General features: G+C 45.7%; 16 protein-coding genes. All 16 read right to left on the bottom strand.

All coding sequences use genetic code 11. The annotated features are described in order from the left end of the window. Window positions 1–5: 5 nt before the first annotated feature. Window positions 6–1,616, bottom strand: a complete 1,611-nt coding sequence (fliF, locus tag G9F50_RS04680; RefSeq protein WP_012117551.1) for a flagellar basal-body MS-ring/collar protein FliF — start codon at window positions 1,614–1,616, stop codon at window positions 6–8. 42 nt (window positions 1,617–1,658) lie between these two features. Next, window positions 1,659–1,979: a flagellar hook-basal body complex protein FliE gene (gene fliE, locus G9F50_RS04675; protein WP_007409777.1), complete on the bottom strand. Its 321-nt coding sequence runs from the start codon at window positions 1,977–1,979 to the stop codon at window positions 1,659–1,661. Between the two features lie 10 nt (window positions 1,980–1,989). Then, window positions 1,990–2,442: a flagellar basal body rod protein FlgC gene (gene flgC, locus G9F50_RS04670; RefSeq protein WP_015239851.1), complete on the bottom strand. Its 453-nt coding sequence runs from the start codon at window positions 2,440–2,442 to the stop codon at window positions 1,990–1,992. Continuing rightward, the gene (gene flgB / locus G9F50_RS04665) at window positions 2,442–2,831 is read right to left on the bottom strand and encodes a flagellar basal body rod protein FlgB (protein ID WP_060561695.1); all 390 of its coding nucleotides are present in this window, start codon (window positions 2,829–2,831) and stop codon (window positions 2,442–2,444) included. Before flgB ends, flgC begins: the two co-directional genes overlap by 1 nt. A 353-nt stretch (window positions 2,832–3,184) precedes the next feature. Then, the gene (gene codY / locus G9F50_RS04660; RefSeq protein WP_003154263.1) at window positions 3,185–3,964 is read right to left on the bottom strand and encodes a GTP-sensing pleiotropic transcriptional regulator CodY; all 780 of its coding nucleotides are present in this window, start codon (window positions 3,962–3,964) and stop codon (window positions 3,185–3,187) included. Window positions 3,965–4,001: 37 nt separating this feature from the next. Then, the gene (gene hslU / locus G9F50_RS04655) at window positions 4,002–5,405 is read right to left on the bottom strand and encodes an ATP-dependent protease ATPase subunit HslU (protein ID WP_007611413.1); all 1,404 of its coding nucleotides are present in this window, start codon (window positions 5,403–5,405) and stop codon (window positions 4,002–4,004) included. A 16-nt stretch (window positions 5,406–5,421) separates the two neighbouring features. Continuing rightward, window positions 5,422–5,967, bottom strand: coding sequence for an ATP-dependent protease subunit HslV (gene hslV / locus G9F50_RS04650; protein WP_063095268.1), 546 nt, complete (start codon window positions 5,965–5,967; stop codon window positions 5,422–5,424). Between the two features lie 15 nt (window positions 5,968–5,982). Beyond that, window positions 5,983–6,900 carry a tyrosine recombinase XerC gene (xerC, locus tag G9F50_RS04645; protein WP_007409774.1) on the bottom strand — a complete coding sequence of 306 codons (918 nt, stop codon included), beginning with the start codon at window positions 6,898–6,900 and terminating at the stop codon, window positions 5,983–5,985. 69 nt (window positions 6,901–6,969) lie between these two features. After that, a complete protein-coding gene (trmFO, locus tag G9F50_RS04640; protein ID WP_012117550.1) occupies window positions 6,970–8,277 on the bottom strand; it encodes an FADH(2)-oxidizing methylenetetrahydrofolate--tRNA-(uracil(54)-C(5))-methyltransferase TrmFO in 1,308 nt (435 codons plus the stop codon). Between the two features lie 64 nt (window positions 8,278–8,341). Beyond that, window positions 8,342–10,417: a type I DNA topoisomerase gene (gene topA, locus G9F50_RS04635; protein ID WP_007409771.1), complete on the bottom strand. Its 2,076-nt coding sequence runs from the start codon at window positions 10,415–10,417 to the stop codon at window positions 8,342–8,344. A 181-nt stretch (window positions 10,418–10,598) separates the two neighbouring features. After that, a complete protein-coding gene (gene dprA, locus G9F50_RS04630; protein ID WP_060561696.1) occupies window positions 10,599–11,498 on the bottom strand; it encodes a DNA-processing protein DprA in 900 nt (299 codons plus the stop codon). Window positions 11,499–11,563: 65 nt separating this feature from the next. Next, on the bottom strand, window positions 11,564–12,466 hold the full coding sequence (gene sucD, locus G9F50_RS04625) for a succinate--CoA ligase subunit alpha (RefSeq protein WP_003154281.1): 903 nt from the start codon (window positions 12,464–12,466) through the stop codon (window positions 11,564–11,566). A 28-nt stretch (window positions 12,467–12,494) separates the two neighbouring features. After that, on the bottom strand, window positions 12,495–13,652 hold the full coding sequence (gene sucC, locus G9F50_RS04620) for an ADP-forming succinate--CoA ligase subunit beta (protein WP_003154283.1): 1,158 nt from the start codon (window positions 13,650–13,652) through the stop codon (window positions 12,495–12,497). A gap of 174 nt (window positions 13,653–13,826) precedes the next feature. Then, window positions 13,827–14,108, bottom strand: coding sequence for a FlhB-like flagellar biosynthesis protein (locus G9F50_RS04615; protein WP_015239847.1), 282 nt, complete (start codon window positions 14,106–14,108; stop codon window positions 13,827–13,829). Beyond that, window positions 14,105–15,808, bottom strand: coding sequence for a hypothetical protein (locus G9F50_RS04610; RefSeq protein WP_060561697.1), 1,704 nt, complete (start codon window positions 15,806–15,808; stop codon window positions 14,105–14,107). The genes G9F50_RS04615 and G9F50_RS04610 overlap by 4 nt, the downstream gene beginning before the upstream one ends. A 16-nt stretch (window positions 15,809–15,824) precedes the next feature. Next, a complete protein-coding gene (locus G9F50_RS04605; protein ID WP_007611398.1) occupies window positions 15,825–16,592 on the bottom strand; it encodes a ribonuclease HII in 768 nt (255 codons plus the stop codon). Window positions 16,593–16,623: the final 31 nt, after the last annotated feature.

The raw sequence follows: 16,623 nt of genomic DNA, 5'->3' as shown, positions 1-16,623 counted from the left end.
TCCCCCTAATCCTCGTCCAGCCAGCTTCGAAGCAATTTAGCAAAGTCTTCCGGTTTTTCTTTAGCCATTTTTTCAAGCTGTTTTCGTCTGACTGTTTCTTCCGTTTCAATTTTCTCTTCGTTGATATCAGGCAATCGAACCGGCTCCGGCGGTGTTTCATATTCATATTCTTCGTATTCATCCTCTTGTGAGCGTTTCTTTCTGATGAGGAGAATAATAAGCAGAATAATGGCCGCAAGCAGTACGCCGCCTGTAATGTATACCCAGATCGGAAGACCTGAAGATTGTGCCGAATCTGTGTTCAGGCTTGTTTTTCCGTCAAACGGCTGAACGGATACAACGATTTTATTGTTGATATCATTGTCTGTCAGGTTTTGATTTTGCGTTTCGTTTTTATCAAGAGACGTTCTGACGACCGTTCCTAAAATCTTCTGTATATCAGCCTGTCTCTGTGCTGATAAGGAAGCGGCATTTTTCGGATTAGGCGGCTCCACCATGACCTGAATGCCTAAATCACGCACTTTATACGGGCTTTCCGCGATTTCTTTATGAATGCGGTTGACTTCATAGTTGATTTTATTGCTGCTTTTTTCGTAGTCCCCGCTGTTTGAACCGCCGTTTGTCTCGGCATAGTTCGCGGTGTCATTGCTTCCCGTTCCGGCCGTTCCGCCGTTGGCCGCGCCGTCGCCTTTATACGTTTCCGCAACTTTTTCGGCGCTTACCGCTATGCCTTCCATGTTATCTTTATCGACAGGTTCGACAGTGTCTTCAGTGCGTTTTTCCTTCGTGAAGTCAACATCCGCCGTCACGGAAACAACGACCTTATCCTGCCCCATCATTGTGCCGAGCAGTGACTGAACATGTTTTTGAATGTCCTTTTCGACCTGCGACTTAATACCTTGCTGAGAAGCATAACTGTCAGAAACGGACCCTGCACCGCTGTCACTTTTGTCATAATATGTAGAATTTTGATCCATTATGACGATATTATCTTCTTTTAAGTTCGGAACACTTTTAGAAACGAGATGGTACAGCCCGTTGATCTGGTTTTGATCAAGCGAGTAGCCCGGTTTCATCTGCAAAACGATTGAAGCGGACGCTGCCGGCTGATCTTCACCGACGAACACGGCTTCTTTCGGCATATTGATCATGACCTTCGAGCTTTTAATACCGTCCATTTCATTTATCAGGTTTGACAATTCGGTCTGAGTCGCCTCAACCTTTAAAACGTCAAACTCATTATCCGTCAGGCCGAAGCCCGCATTTTGTCCGAAAAACGAATAATCAATTGATCCCGTTTTCGGCAGGCCTTCCGCGGCAAGCTGGACTTTAAGCGAATCCACTTGGCTCTCAGGAACCTTAATGACCGTGCCGCCGTCAGCAAGTTCAGAAGACACCTTTTTCGTATCGAGCTCTTCTTTAATCTTCCCCGCTTCTTCTGCGGACAAATCTTTATAAAGAGGCACCATCTTTTCAGACGAAGTAAAAATAATAACGACGATGAGTAAAATAATGAATGCGGCCAAGCCGCTTACCATGAGTATCTTCTGTGTTTTTGATCTGTTGTTCCAAAACGCTGCCGTTTTGGTTTTCATTTGCATTAGAGTACGATTCATGTTAACCCCCGGTCATTCCAGTCATTCTCTTCAATCTGACCACTACATCTGCATTCTCATGATTTCCTGATAGGCTTCCACGGCTTTATTGCGGAATTCGGTAGCGGCCGTCAGAGAAATATTTGCTTTTTGGGCAGCGATCATGACCTCGTCAAGGTTTACATCCTTTCCTGCAGCCAGTTCGTTCGTTATTTGGTCAGATTTCACTTGTGACTCATTTAACGAATCAATAGAGTTTTTTAAAAGCTCCGAAAAGCTTGTTTGGTTTGAAGAATCAGTTTTTTGAGTTTGGTTTAATTGATTCGTTACGTTTTGAGTATTTTGGGTTTGTTGAAGCTGAAAAGGAGTAATAGCGTTAACCACTTACATCACCTTACTTTCCGATTTCTAACGCCTTCAAAAGCATGCCTTTGGAGGCGTTTAATGCAGTTACGTTTGCTTCATATGATCTCGAGCTGCTGACAAGATCCACCATTTCCTTTAATGGATCTACATTTGGTTTTTGTACATATCCGTCTTTATTCGCATCAGGATTCTCCGGATCATAAACGAGATTAAAAGCGGACGGGTCTTCCGTAACACCAGATACCTTTACGCCATTTCCCGCGCTTCCTGTTCCGTTCATCTTGGAATGTAAAAGGGACGAAAATGATTCGCCTCCGGATTGGAGAGATACCAGCTTTCTTCTGTAAGGCACCCATTCGCCATTTACCTGCTTCGCTCTCGTTGTATCCATATTGGCCAGGTTGGACGATACGACGTCCATCCGGACACGCTGTGCAGTTAAAGCGGAACCCGAAATATTTAAGCTTTGAAAGCCACTCATTATTTTCCTCCTGTCAAGACGGTTTTCAGAGAATTGAATTTGCCGCTCATTCTTTCAACCAAAGCCTGATAATTAATTTGGTTTTCGGCTAAATCTGTCATTTCTTTGTCGATATCGACATTGTTTCCGTTTTGCTGGTACGATGTATCACTGCTGGACACGATAGAATAATCGTCCCCCGAACCCGTAAAGTCAACGTGCCGATAGTCGGTTTTTACAGCCTCAAGATTGGATGTTTCCTGATCTAACAAATTTCGGAAAGAGACTTTTTTTGTCTTATAGTTCGGTGTATCTATATTGGCGATATTATTAGTTAAGACTTTTTGCTTAATGTCCGCTCTCCCCAAGGCATTCTCAAGATTTTGTATGGTTCCAGAAAATAAGTCCAAATCCACTTACCTCCATTTCAGATATTTTTCTCCTAAAAATCCTTGTCGAGAATTGTAAAACCATATGCTTATTGTAAGAAATAACAGGCTTAAAGTCTATGAAGTTAGGCTAAAAAAAAGTGCTCAATTATATCTATTTTGCATGTAGGTATTAAGTCCTAGAATATTTGTACTACAAGGATTTGTTTAATATAAGACTGAAAATAGCACAATTTCTGTTTCTTCCTCCTTTTTTCGCACAGCAAGATGGATTATCTCAGATCAGATTCCAATAAGCAACTTTAAACTGCAACTTTTCACCTATTGTCCATAAAAAAAGCAGAACCCCCATTTTTAGGGATCCTGCTTTTGTCTTAATGAGATTTAAGGTTTTCCAATTCAATAAGGAATTTGTTGTTCAGAACTTTAATGTACGTTCCCTTCATTCCCAGTGATCTGGATTCAATGACGCCTGCGCTTTCCAGCTTTCTCAGCGCGTTAACGATTACTGAACGCGTAATGCCGACACGATCCGCAATCTTACTTGCCACAAGCAAGCCTTCGTTTCCGTCAAGCTCTTCAAAGATATGCTCAATCGCTTCAAGTTCACTGTAAGACAGAGAACTGATCGCCATTTGAACAACCGCTTTGCTTCGTGCCTCTTCTTCGATTTCTTCCGCTTTTTCTCTTAAAATCTCCATTCCTACAACGGTTGCTCCGTATTCAGCAAGAATGAGATCATCATCTTCAAATTGATCCTGCAGACGGGACAGAATGAGCGTGCCCAGTCTCTCTCCTCCGCCGATGATCGGCACGATCGTTGTTAAGCCCGCTTGGAACAGGTCTCTGTTTTCCACAGGAAACGCCGTGTATTCGCTGTTGATATCAAGGTTTGAAGACGTCTCCGGAACATTGAACAGATTTCTCGTGTACTCTTCCGGGAACTGGCGGTCTTCAAGCATTTTTTTCATGCGGTCATTTTCAATCTGCTGATTAATAGAGTAGCCCAAAAGCTTTCCTCTGCGGCTGACGACGAAAATATTAGAATCAATGACGTCACGAAGCGTTTCAGCCATTTCTTTAAAGTTTACGGGTTTGCCTGCCGCAGCCTGCAGCATACTGTTAATAATTCGTGTTTTTTGTAGTAAAGCCATGATAAATAATCCTCCTAGAATTCCTCTTATTAAATTTTCACAATATAAATTGACTTAGATCTTTGTTGTTTGCAATCGTTCCGAGCTTTTCTTCAACGTATTGCGGCGTGATGGCGACTTTTTCCATCGTCACGTCCGGCGCTTCAAACGACAGGTCTTCCAAGAGACGTTCCAATATCGTGTGAAGCCTTCTCGCTCCGATGTTGTCCGTATCCTGATTCACATGATAAGCCACTTCGGCGATCTTACGAATAGCTTCGTCAGAAAATTCAAGAGATATACCTTCTGTCTGCAATAAAGCTTGATATTGTTTTAACAGCGCGTTATCGGGTTCGACGAGAATCTTCACAAAATCATCTACCGTCAGCTTGCTCAATTCTACACGAATCGGAAAGCGGCCCTGCAGCTCCGGAATCAGATCAGACGGTTTGGCCATATGGAATGCCCCGGCTGCGATAAACAGCACATGATCTGTTTTGACGGAGCCGTATTTCGTGACGACGGTAGATCCTTCGACAATCGGAAGGATATCTCTTTGAACGCCTTCTCTCGATACATCTGCTGAGGAAGAAGCCCCTCCGTTTTTTGCGATTTTATCTATTTCGTCAATAAAGATAATGCCGCCCTCTTCAGCTCTTAACACGGCCTCTTGGCCGACTTCATCCATATCGATTAATTTGCCTGCCTCTTCATTGGTCAGAACCTTCCTTGCTTCTCTGACCGTCATTTTGCGGCGTTTTTTCTTTTTTGGCACCAGATTGCTCAGCGCATCCTGCATATTCATGCCCATCTGCTCCATCCCGGAGCCTTGCAGCATGTCAAACATCGACGGCTGCTGCTCTTCCACCTCTACGGAGACGTAATGGTCTTCGAGCTCTCCCAACGCGAGCTGATGCGCCATGCGCTTTCTTTTCTCTTCAAGGCTTGCTTCTTCCTGCTGGTCGGCTTCATCATCATTTGCCGCCTGGCTTCCTCCGAAAAGCATTTCAAACGGATTTTTCACACCCGCTTGTTTTTTCTTTCCCGGAACGAGAAGCCGCACTATACGTTTGTTTGCATTTTCTTCAGCCTGTTCTTTCACTTCGCTGATTTTTTCTTCTTTAATGAGCCGCACGGATGTCTCAACGAGGTCTCTGACCATTGATTCGACATCTCTGCCTACATAGCCGACTTCTGTAAATTTTGTCGCTTCAATTTTTATAAATGGCGCACCGGTAAGCTTGGCGATCCGTCTGGCGATCTCTGTTTTCCCCACCCCGGTCGGGCCCATCATCAGGATGTTTTTGGGAACGATCTCGTCTCTCAGTTTTTCATCAAGAAGACTTCTGCGATAGCGGTTTCTTAATGCCACGGCGACAGCTTTTTTCGCATCCTGCTGTCCTACAATGTATTGATCCAACCGATCTACGATTTGTCTCGGTGTTAACGGTTTGTTTTCCATGCGCCTCAAGTCCTTTCTATTCAAGTTCTTCCACAATGATCTGATCGTTTGTGTACACACAAATCTCGCCCGCGATTTTCAAAGCGGCTTTTGCAATATCTTTGGCGGACAGATTCTCTCCGGCATAGGTTTTCAGCGCTCTTCCTGCTGACAGGGCGTAGTTTCCGCCGGAGCCGATTGCCAAAATGCCGTCATCCGGCTCAATCACTTCACCTGTTCCCGATACGAGAAGCAAGGTATCCTGGTTCATGACAATCAGCATGGCTTCCAGCTTGCGCAGCACTTTATCGCTGCGCCATTCTTTCGCAAGCTCAACCGACGCACGTTTTAAATTGCCGTTGTATTCTTCAAGCTTCGCCTCAAACATTTCAAAAAGTGTGAAAGCGTCTGCAACAGATCCCGCAAATCCGGCCAGAACCTTTCCGTTAAACAGCTTTCTCACTTTTCTCGCGGTATGTTTCATGACTACAGCCTGACCGAATGTGACCTGGCCGTCTCCTGACATAGCGCTTTTCCCGTTATGCTGGACGGCAAAAATCGTTGTCGCATGAAAAGATGACATGAGAAGGGCCTCCTTTTAATTTTCTTTAAAAGCTCTCGGGTGGTGGGACATATATGTGTTTCTCAGCATTTCCTTCGATACATGTGTGTATATCTGCGTAGAAGACAGATTGGAATGGCCCAAAAGCTCCTGGACGCTTCTTAAATCAGCCCCTTCATTCAGCAGATGAGTCGCAAACGTGTGCCGAAGCATATGCGGGTGTATATGTAAAGTGCCGGATGCTTTTTTTACAAGCCCGCTTAAAATATACCGGATTCCTCTGGCGGTCAGCGGGCCGCCTCTTTGATTGACAAACAGCACATCATGAGGCTCTTTTGCTTTTTCAAGCAGGCACTGCCTTCCGCTGTTGATATACAGCTCCAGCGCATCACGGGCATATGAGCCGAACGGGATATAGCGCTGCTTCTTGCCTTTCCCGTGAACGAGCACCGTATCCATGAACAGGTCAAGATCGCCGACAGTGAGCGTACAGCACTCACTGACCCTCATTCCGGTCGCATAAAGAAGCTCAAGCAGGGCCTGATCGCGCATCCCTGACGGCTGACTTCTGTCTGAAACAGCGAATAGTTCCTCAAGTTCTTTTTCATAAAGAAACTTCGGAATCCGTTTCTCTTGTTTCGGCAGATGAACAAGCTGAAACGGATTCTCTTCAACAAGCTTTTCCCTCATTAAAAATTTATAGAAGCTTCTCAAAGCTGAAATTTTCTTGCTGATTGTTTTTCTTGACAGGCCTTTTTCATAAGCCTCTGTCAAAAATATTCTAACATCATGATATGCAGCTTCTTTCATTCCATTTATATTTTGAGCATGCAGAAACATCCCAAATTCTTCAATCGAATTAACATAATTCACAATAGTATATTGTGAATAATTTTTTTCAATTTGTAAATATTCAACGAATAACTTTAAAAAAAAGTTAACATTCTCAGTCATTATGAAGACCTCCCTCTCCGAAGGGCTTTTAAATGGTATCATATAATGCATCGAAGTTGCAATGAAAAGCTATATCGTTTTCGAAATAGTTTGAATAGTCTCAATTGCGCGTTTAGCGTATTCTTCATTTCGTTCTTTTTTGTTTTTGATTTTTACAGGCAATTCTTTTAAGAGGCCGAAGTTTGCATTCATCGGCTGGAAGTTCTTCTGATTTGTCGTCGTAATGTAGTGAGCCATGCTTCCGATCGCCGTCTCCTGCGGGAATGTCACAAGATCCTGACCGAGCACAAGTTTGGCGGCATTGATTCCCGCTACAAGACCTGAAGCGGCAGATTCAACATAACCCTCTACGCCGGTCATTTGGCCTGCGAAAAACAGATCGTTCCGCTGTTTAAATTGATATGTCGGATTCAAAAGGCTCGGCGAGTTGATAAATGTGTTTCTGTGCATGACGCCGTATCTGACGATATCAACATTTTCAAGACCGGGGATCAGTTTAAGCACTTCTTTTTGGTCTCCCCATTTTAAATGTGTCTGAAAACCTACAATATTATAAAGCGTTCCCGCCGCATCATCCTGTCTGAGCTGAACGACTGCATAAGGGCGCTTGCCTGTTTTCGGATCTTCCAGTCCGACCGGTTTCATCGGTCCGAACAGCATTGTTTTCTTGCCTCTTTTCGCCATGACTTCAATCGGCATGCAGCCTTCAAAGAAGATTTCTTTCTCGAATTCTTTTAAAGGTACCGTCTCAGCCGTCGTCAATGCTTCATAGAAACGGTCGAACTCTTCCTCTGTCATCGGGCAGTTTAAGTACGCCGCTTCTCCCTTGTCATAACGGGATTTTAAGTACACTTTCTCCATATCGAGGCTGTCTTTTTCGACAATCGGCGCCGCCGCGTCATAAAAATACAGATACTCTTCTCCCGTGAGCTCTTTCAGCTGCTGTGAAAGCGATTCTGACGTAAGCGGTCCGGTCGCGATAACAGTCGGGCCTTCCGGAATCTCTGTTACTTCCTCAGTAAGAACCGTTACGTTCGGATGGTTTTTCACGAGATCCGTCACGCTTTGCGCAAATTCATGACGGTCAACGGCAAGCGCTCCCCCGGCCGGAACCGAGCATTTATCAGCAGATTGAATGATTGCCGAGTCAAGGGCCCGCATTTCTTCTTTTAATACGCCTACCGCATTGGCGAGTGTATTTGAACGGAGGGAGTTGCTGCATACCAGTTCGGCGAATTTATCAGTATGATGGGCTGCCGTCTGCCTGACGGGCCGCATTTCATATAGTTTCACTTGAATTCCTCTTTTTGCAAGCTGCCATGCCGCTTCACTTCCGGCAAGGCCTGCTCCGATTACATTAACTGTTTGCTGGTTCATTTCTTTTCATCTCCTGTTGTTTGTCCCTTCCACACAAAGAAGGTGAGCAAGGCTCTGCTCACCGCTACTTCTGTGGTTCTTCCTTATAATCGCATTCGACGCATTGGACTTGTATGCCTTTTTTAAGCTTTTTCTCTACGAGCATATTTTCACATTTCGGGCATTTTCGTTCAATCGGTTTGTCCCAAGATACGAAGTCGCATTCAGGATAACGGTCACAGCCGTAAAAGATGCGTTTCTTTTTTGATTTTCGTTCGACAATGTTTCCTTCATGGCACTTAGGACATTTTACGCCGATTTGTTTGACAATCGGTTTTGTATTCCGGCAGTCAGGGAAATTGGAGCACGCCATAAATTTGCCGTATCGGCCCATTTTATAAACCATCCGGGAGCCGCATAACTCACAATCTTCATCGGCGTATTCAGGTTCAATTTCCACTTCTTTCATTTCGGCTTCCGCTTTTTTCACGCGTTTTTCGAAATCAGTATAGAAGCTGTCAATGATTTGAACCCATTCTGTCTGGCCATCTTCAACATGGTCAAGGTCTCTTTCCATTTTAGCCGTGAATTCAACGTTAATGATTTCCGGGAAAAACTCCATGATAAGATCCAGCACGATCTGCCCAAGCTCAGTCGGCACAAACCGTTTATTGTCTAATCCCACGTAACCGCGGCGCTGGATGGTGTCAAGAGTCGGCGCATATGTCGAAGGACGGCCGATCCCCAGTTCTTCAAGCGTTTTAACCAGGCGCGCCTCTGTATAACGCGGAGGCGGCTGAGTAAAGTGCTGCTCAGGCTCAATATCTTTCGATAAAACCGTGTCTCCCTCTTTAAGGTCCGGAAGCATGCGGTCTTTTTCTTCCAGCTGATCGTCTTTACCCTCTACATAGACTTTCATGAAGCCGGCGAATTTGACTTTACTTCCGTTTGCCCGGAATGTCAATCCGTTATTGCTGAGATCGACGCTCATCGTATCAAGGACGGCAGGGGCCATCTGGCTTGCAACAAAGCGCTCCCAAATCAGCTTATATAATCTGAGCTGGTCTCTTCCAAGCACCGCTTTTAAGTCGGCAGGTTTTCTGAGCACCGAAGTCGGGCGGATCGCTTCGTGAGCATCTTGTGCGTTTTCATTTTTCTTTGCCGGTTTCCGTTTTCCCGCTAAGTACTCTTTTCCGTACGCCTGATCAATAAAAGCTGACGCTTCTTCAACGGCTGTATTGGAAATCCGCGTTGAGTCCGTTCTCATATACGTGATGAGCCCGACTGTCCCTTCTTTGCCGAGATCAATTCCTTCATATAATTGCTGCGCGATCATCATCGTTTTCTTCGCTCTGAAATTCAGCTTTCTTGCAGCCTCCTGCTGCAGAGTGGACGTTGTAAACGGCAGAGCGGGATTTCGTTTGCGCTCTTTTTTCGTGACCTTGTCAACTGTATACTTATTGCCTTTCAGCTGAGCAAGGATGGCTTTTACGTCTTCTTCGCTTTTTAAAGGAAGCTTTTTGCCGTTTTTCCCGAAAAATCCGGCTTCAAACGTCTCTTTTCCTTTTAAAAATGAGCCGGTAATCGTCCAGTACTCTTCAGGTTTAAAATCGTTGATTTCCTTTTCCCGGTCGATGATCAGCCGGAGCGCAACGGATTGCACACGGCCCGCACTGAGGCCTTTTTTTACTTTTTTCCAAAGAATCGGGCTGATTTTGTATCCGACGAGTCTGTCTAGTATGCGGCGCGCCTGCTGCGCATCGACAAGATCCATATTAATCATGCGCGGATGTTTAAATGATTCTTTAATGGCGTCTTTCGTTATTTCATTAAAGACGACCCGGCAGTCCGAGCTGAGATCCAGATCAAGACTGTGTGCGAGATGCCATGCAATCGCTTCCCCTTCTCTGTCGGGGTCGGCCGCGAGATAGACTTTTTTTGCTTTCTTTGCCGCTGTTTTTAATTCTTTTAAAACAGGGCCTTTTCCGCGGATCGTAATATATTTCGGTTCAAAGTTCTGTTCGATGTCAACTCCCATTTGACTTTTCGGAAGATCCCGGACATGTCCCATTGAAGCTTTGACTTTATATTTCTTCCCTAAATAACGTTCAATCGTTTTCGCCTTTGCCGGCGATTCCACGATGACTAGATAATCAGACATTTTCATCCCCCTCAAGAGGTGTTCTCTCTCTTTTCAAGTATCAATTCATTTTAGAGCTGCCTTTTTATGGCTTTCAACATTTCATTCTTTATGATGAACGTCATTTTATACATGAAAATAATGTGCAACTTTAAATCCTCACTATTATTAAATATTACAATACCGTTTGTCAAACGATATTTCAAAAGGGTTCCGTATACTGAACGCATCGGGCGGTCAGCTCTCCGTCAATATCCTCTGCGCATAATACAGCTTTCGCCCCTTCTTGAATGAGTTTTATAGGTCCTCCGGAATATGGATTAAATATGGAACCCGGAACGGCAAATACCTCTCTGCCTTGATCGAGAGCCTGGTAAGCTGTGATTAATGAACCGCTTTTTTCTTTTCCCTGCACGACCACAATTCCTTCACTTAATCCGCTGATTATGCGGTTTCTCATCGGAAAGTGCCATTTTTTCGGCTTTGTTTCAGGAGGATGTTCTGAGAGTAGGAGATGGTGTTCAGCCATGTATTCTGCTAACAGGAGATTTTCCCGGGGATAGATGTGATGGAATCCGCCGGCTATCACGCCGATCGTAAGCCCTTTTGCCCTGATGCTCGCCTTATGAGACAATCCGTCTATACCGGATGCAAGCCCGCTTACAATGACCCAGCCTTTTTTTGAGAGTTCGGCGGAAAGATGCCCAACCGCTTTTATTCCGTCTTCCGTCGGTTTCCGCGTTCCTACAATCCCGATTTTTCTGCCTTTTTCAAGAAGCAGCGTGTTCCCTTTTGCATACAAGACAGCCGGCGGATCATAAATCGCTTTAAGCCATGTTGGATAGCGGCTTGATGAAATCGGAATGACAGTGATGCCTTCGCGGCGGTAATCGGACAGAACTTCATCAAGTTCCGGATCCTTGCGCTCTATTTCCCGAAAAATTGCTTCCGGGGCTGTTTTCCCTTCTGATAAAACAGTTAATGAATGCGGATCCGGTAAAAAAGACAGAGAATGATCAGCTTTCCACCATTTTAATAGAAGAGACGGGGAAATGATTTGATTAATACTGCAGACCATTAAACAGCGCGATGCTTGATCCAAATCTGGAAACCTCCTCTTTTTTTCAGCAAAAACAGGAACAGCCGTTACGGCTGCCCCTGCTTCGATCAGTGCGTTTTGCACGTTTCAAATAAGCCTTTTTCTTTTAACACCTTAATCAGCGTTTCACCCATTACAGAAGGGGTTTCCGCGACTTCAATTCCGCAGGCGTTCATCGTTTTGACTTTTTCTTCTGCCGTGCCTTTTCCTCCGGAGATGATGGCGCCCGCATGGCCCATGCGTTTTCCCGGAGGCGCGGTTTTACCGCCGATAAAGCCGACAACAGGCTTCGTCATGTTCGCTTTCACCCACTCAGCCGCTTCTTCTTCAGCTGTGCCGCCGATTTCTCCGATCATGATGACGGCATGTGTTTCAGGATCTTCGTTGAACGCTTTTAACACGTCAATAAAGTTCGTGCCGTTGACCGGATCGCCGCCGATCCCTACAGCGGTAGATTGGCCTACGCCGGCTTCTGAAAGCTGATGGACAGCCTCGTATGTCAATGTTCCTGAACGGGACACAACGCCTACATGACCCTTTTTATGAATGTATCCCGGCATAATGCCGATCTTGCATTCTTCAGGTGTAATAACACCAGGGCAGTTCGGCCCTATTAATCTCGTTTTCTTGCCTTCCATAAAGCGCTTCACTTTCACCATGTCCAAAACCGGAATGTGCTCAGTGATACAAATGACAAGATCAATTTCCGCGTCAACCGCTTCCATAATTGCGTCCGCCGCAAACGGAGCCGGCACGTAAATAACTGACGCATCTGCGCCCGTTGTATGAACCGCTTCTGCGACCGTATTGAATACCGGTACGCCTTCCGCTTCCGTTCCGCCTTTTCCAGGTGTTACACCGCCAACGATATTCGTGCCGTATTCCAGCATCTGCTTTGTATGAAATAAAGCGGTAGAACCTGTAATCCCCTGTACAATAACTCTTGTATCTTTATTGATAAAAACACTCATTATCTGGTCCCCTGCCTTTCATTCTTTCCTAAACTAAGGATACTATTTTCTGTGCGCCGTCTGCCATTGATTCCGCAGATGTGATGTTTAAGCCTGATTCATTCAGGATTTTCTTTCCTAAATCTACGTTTGTCCCTTCAAGGCGCACGACCAGCGGCAATGTCAATCCGACTTGTCTCGTCGCTTCAACAACGCCCTCGGCGATGACATCACACTTCATGATGCCTCCGAAAATATTGACGAAAATTCCTTTTACGTTTTGATCGGAAAGAATGATTTTAAAAGCTTCCGTAACTTTTTCTGCGGTTGCGCCGCCCCCGACATCAAGGAAGTTTGCAGGTTCTCCGCCGTAGTGTTTAATGATATCCATAGTAGACATTGCAAGACCCGCGCCGTTTACCATACAGCCGATATTTCCATCAAGGGAAATGTAGCTTAAATCGTATTTTGACGCTTCGATTTCTTTCGGATCTTCTTCATCTAAATCTCTGTATTCCATAATGTCTTTTTGTCTGTATAACGCATTGCTGTCGAAGTTCAGCTTAGCATCCAGCGCCATGACGTTTCCGTCCCCCGTAACGACGAGAGGGTTGATCTCGGCGATGGAGCAGTCCTTCTCAACAAATGCTTTATATAAACCGAGCATAAATTTAGCGGCTTTGCCGACAAGCTCTTTCGGGATGTTAATTGCGAATGCAATTTCCCTTGCCTGATAGCCCTGAAGGCCGACAGCCGGATCAATTACCGCTTTTTTAATTTTTTCAGGTGTTTTTTCCGCTACTTCTTCAATCTCCGTTCCGCCTTCTTCAGACGCCATTAAAACGATTCTTGAAGTAGCGCGGTCAAGTACAAGCCCGACATAGTATTCCTTTTTAATATCGCAGCCTTCTTCAATAAGTAAGCGTTTTATTACTTGTCCGTCCGGACCCGTTTGATGTGTGACGAGCGTCTTGCCTAACAGTTCTTCGGCATACTCTTTCACTTCATCTTTTGTTTTTGCAATCTTTACCCCACCAGCTTTGCCGCGGCCGCCAGCATGGATTTGCGCCTTTACGACATAAACCGAGCTTGACAGGCTCTCTGCTTTTTCAACTGCTTCCTCTGCTGTAAAAGCCACTTTACCTTCAGGAACAGACACCCCGTATTTTCTGAGGACTTCTTTTCCCTGGTACTCATGGATATTCATTTCCCATCCTCCTAACTTATGTAGCAAAACTAAAAATAGACTGCGCTTTCATTCTATATAATACTGGAAGAATTGTCTAGGGTTCAAAACAAAATCTTTATATCCTTCCAAACATTCTAACTTTTATTTTATTGAAAATATAAATTTAAACGGAGTCCGGGAAATGAATGGTCCTTATTTTTCGTTTTTCAGGGTTTCGTCCAGTTTGTAAACAAATGAAAAAATTTCGGCAACGGTTTCATAAAGCGCCTCCGGTATCTGATCGTCAACCGTCAAATGGCGCATTAATTCGACAAGAGTTCTGTCTTCCTGAATGGGAACCCCCGCCTTCTCAGCTTCTTTTATGATATTTTCCGCCACGTGCCCCCTGCCTGTTGCGACAACCTTCGGGGCTTGGTCTTTCTGCCGGTCGTAATGCAGGGCGACAGCTCTTCTTAACGGCGTTTGCTCTTTCATATTTTCACATCCACTTTTCTTCCGCCGTCTTTTTCTATAAACTCTCCCACAAGAGCGCTCTGGTCTTTCGGGCGCCGTTTTTTAGCCGTGACGCCTGACAGGCTGAAGCCCGTTTCTTTTACGGCTTCTTTTAAAGCCGGTACGAGAGGGTCGATGGCCGCCTGAAGCTCAAAATCAGTCTCAACCGTAATGGTCATTACATTTTGCTGAATCATGCAGTCCACAACGGTTTCTTGCAGTGTTTCAAGGTGCAGCAAAAACAGGAGCCTGCAATGTGACGGATCGAGTTTTCCGTCCGGCTTCTTCCGTCCTTTAAAGAGAACTGTGATGTCATTCTCATACGCGGACGCTCCCAGCGGAAATGACAGCACCATCTGCGTAAAAGAAGGGTTATGCTGCTCAATAAACAGCTGGCCGTTTAATTTATGAATAAGCGGTTCCGCCTCTTGTTTAACGGATTGGGGCGCCTCTTGAAGCGTCCGGACGGCTTGGAGGGCCGTTTTCAGCGCTTGTTTCTCCGGCTGCGGAGATACGCCTTTTTCAAGCGCTGTAATGAATGATAATTCATCACGCGTGCCCAGTCCTTTTTTGATTTTCTGCAAAAGGCTTAATACATCATGTTTTTCTGCATATTTCAATTCGGTGAGCTGAGCGGCTTTTTCGAAAACAGCCGCCTCCTGTTCTGTCAGATGTGCGTTTTGAAGAACAGGCGCTGTTTTCAATGTTTTTTCTTGAGAAATGAAAGCCTTAATGATCTCCGCCGTTACTTTTACGGGACGGTTTTCAGTTTTTTCTGCCGATGTCATTAATTTCTCTATAATCTGTTTTGCCGTTTTTTCAGGAAGTTCCGGATCTGTCCGTGCACTCGGAGGAGAAGGCTGGCTTGAGACTGCCTTTCCGTTTTCACGAGTCTCTCGGACAAATGGTGATTGTTTTGATTCCGTCCGTTCTCCTTCATCCATCAGCCCGGTTTCTGAGAGCGGCATGCGTGCAGCCTCGGCAAGCTTCTTCAAGAGACGTTCTGCATGAAGATCCGTTTCCGCGTTTAACACGTCAGAAACCGCCTCTTTGAGCACAGACAGCTCTTTTGCCGATTGCGGAGCCTGATTGATTGCCTGAAGCAGTCCTGAGAGGAGGCGCCGGGTCGGAACCGGATATTTAACGGCATGAATGGCGGACAAGACTTCCGGATGTGCGGGCAGTTCCCGTTTCAGCGCAAATACGATTGTTTCCGCCGCTTTTTTCAATTCGGCGGCCGGAAGCGATTCAGCCCAGCGGATGCAAGCTTTGAGGCTGTTTTCCGTCATCGGCAGCTTCTGCTGCATAAACGTTTCGGCAATCTGCAGAGACACAGGGCCTAGTTTGACAGAAAGAGCGTTTAACAGTCTTCCCGCCGCTTCCTGAACGGTTTTCGGGCTTCCTTCGAATTGGTCGATGACATGAAGCCGGCCTGTTTTTTCCGCCGGCTGTTTGTCATAAGAGAACCAGTAATACGCCTGCGGACGAAGGGCGGTTTCAAGTTTTCCCTGCATCGTCCGGCCGCCGATTTGGATAAAAGCGCTTTGATCGTCCAGCAAACGGAGAACCTTCCCTAACAGCAGCCTTTGAGCGCCGCTGTCTTTACCGCCGTCTTGCCGGTCCGGAGGGATTTCCGCCGTCAGCTGTCTGAAAGCCGCTTGGATTTCGCCGCTTATGTTCATGTCTTAAGCCTCTTTTCTAACAATAAGATTGAACGGGAGCGAACGTTTTTCGGTGAATAGTTGTCGGTCCGTATGCCTGAAGAGCTTCAAGATGTTCTTTCGTTCCGTAGCCTTTATTTTTTTCAAAGCCGTACATGGGGTAGGTTTTGGCGTACTCAGCCATGAGACGGTCCCGCGTTACTTTTGCGATGCAGGCTCCGGCGGCAATTGACACGCTTTTGGCATCCCCTTTTATAACTGATGACTGCGGAATGTCAAGCGGAAGGGTCATGGCATCAACAAGCAGATAATCAGGTGTTTCCGTTAAAGCATTGACGGCTTTTACCATCGCCAGTCTCGCGGCCTCATAAATGTTGATCCGGTCAATGACGTCCGCATGGACAATGCCGACTCCTACAGCCGCCGCTTCTTCCGTGATCCGGCTGTAATACTCCTCGAGCTTCTTTTCCGACAATTTCTTCGAGTCCGTGAGACCGAGAATCTCGCATTCTGCCGGCAAAATGACGGCGCCGGCGACAACCGGTCCGGCAAGCGGCCCTCTTCCGGCTTCGTCAACACCCGCAATCAGGCGGAAGCCCTTTTTGGATGACAGTCTTTCGTATGCCGTCATGTTCAGCCATTGCTCTTTAAGAGCTTTTTCCTTCGCGTGCTTTTTCAGCCATTGCTCTAAAAGCGTCTGTACGCTTTTTCTCGGGTCTTTCTCACATTGGGCAAGGAAGGGGTCGCTTTCGTCCCTGACCTCTTGCAGGCGTTCTTTTACGCTTTTTACGGTTAATGTATTCACGTTCTCTTCTCCCTTACATTATGTATATCGG

The organism is Bacillus sp. EKM206B (assembly GCF_011066015.1).
Lineage (GTDB): Bacteria > Bacillota > Bacilli > Bacillales > Bacillaceae > Bacillus > Bacillus velezensis.
The sequence above is the reverse complement of the archived record's forward strand: the minus strand, read 5'-3'. Positions and strand labels throughout refer to the sequence as shown.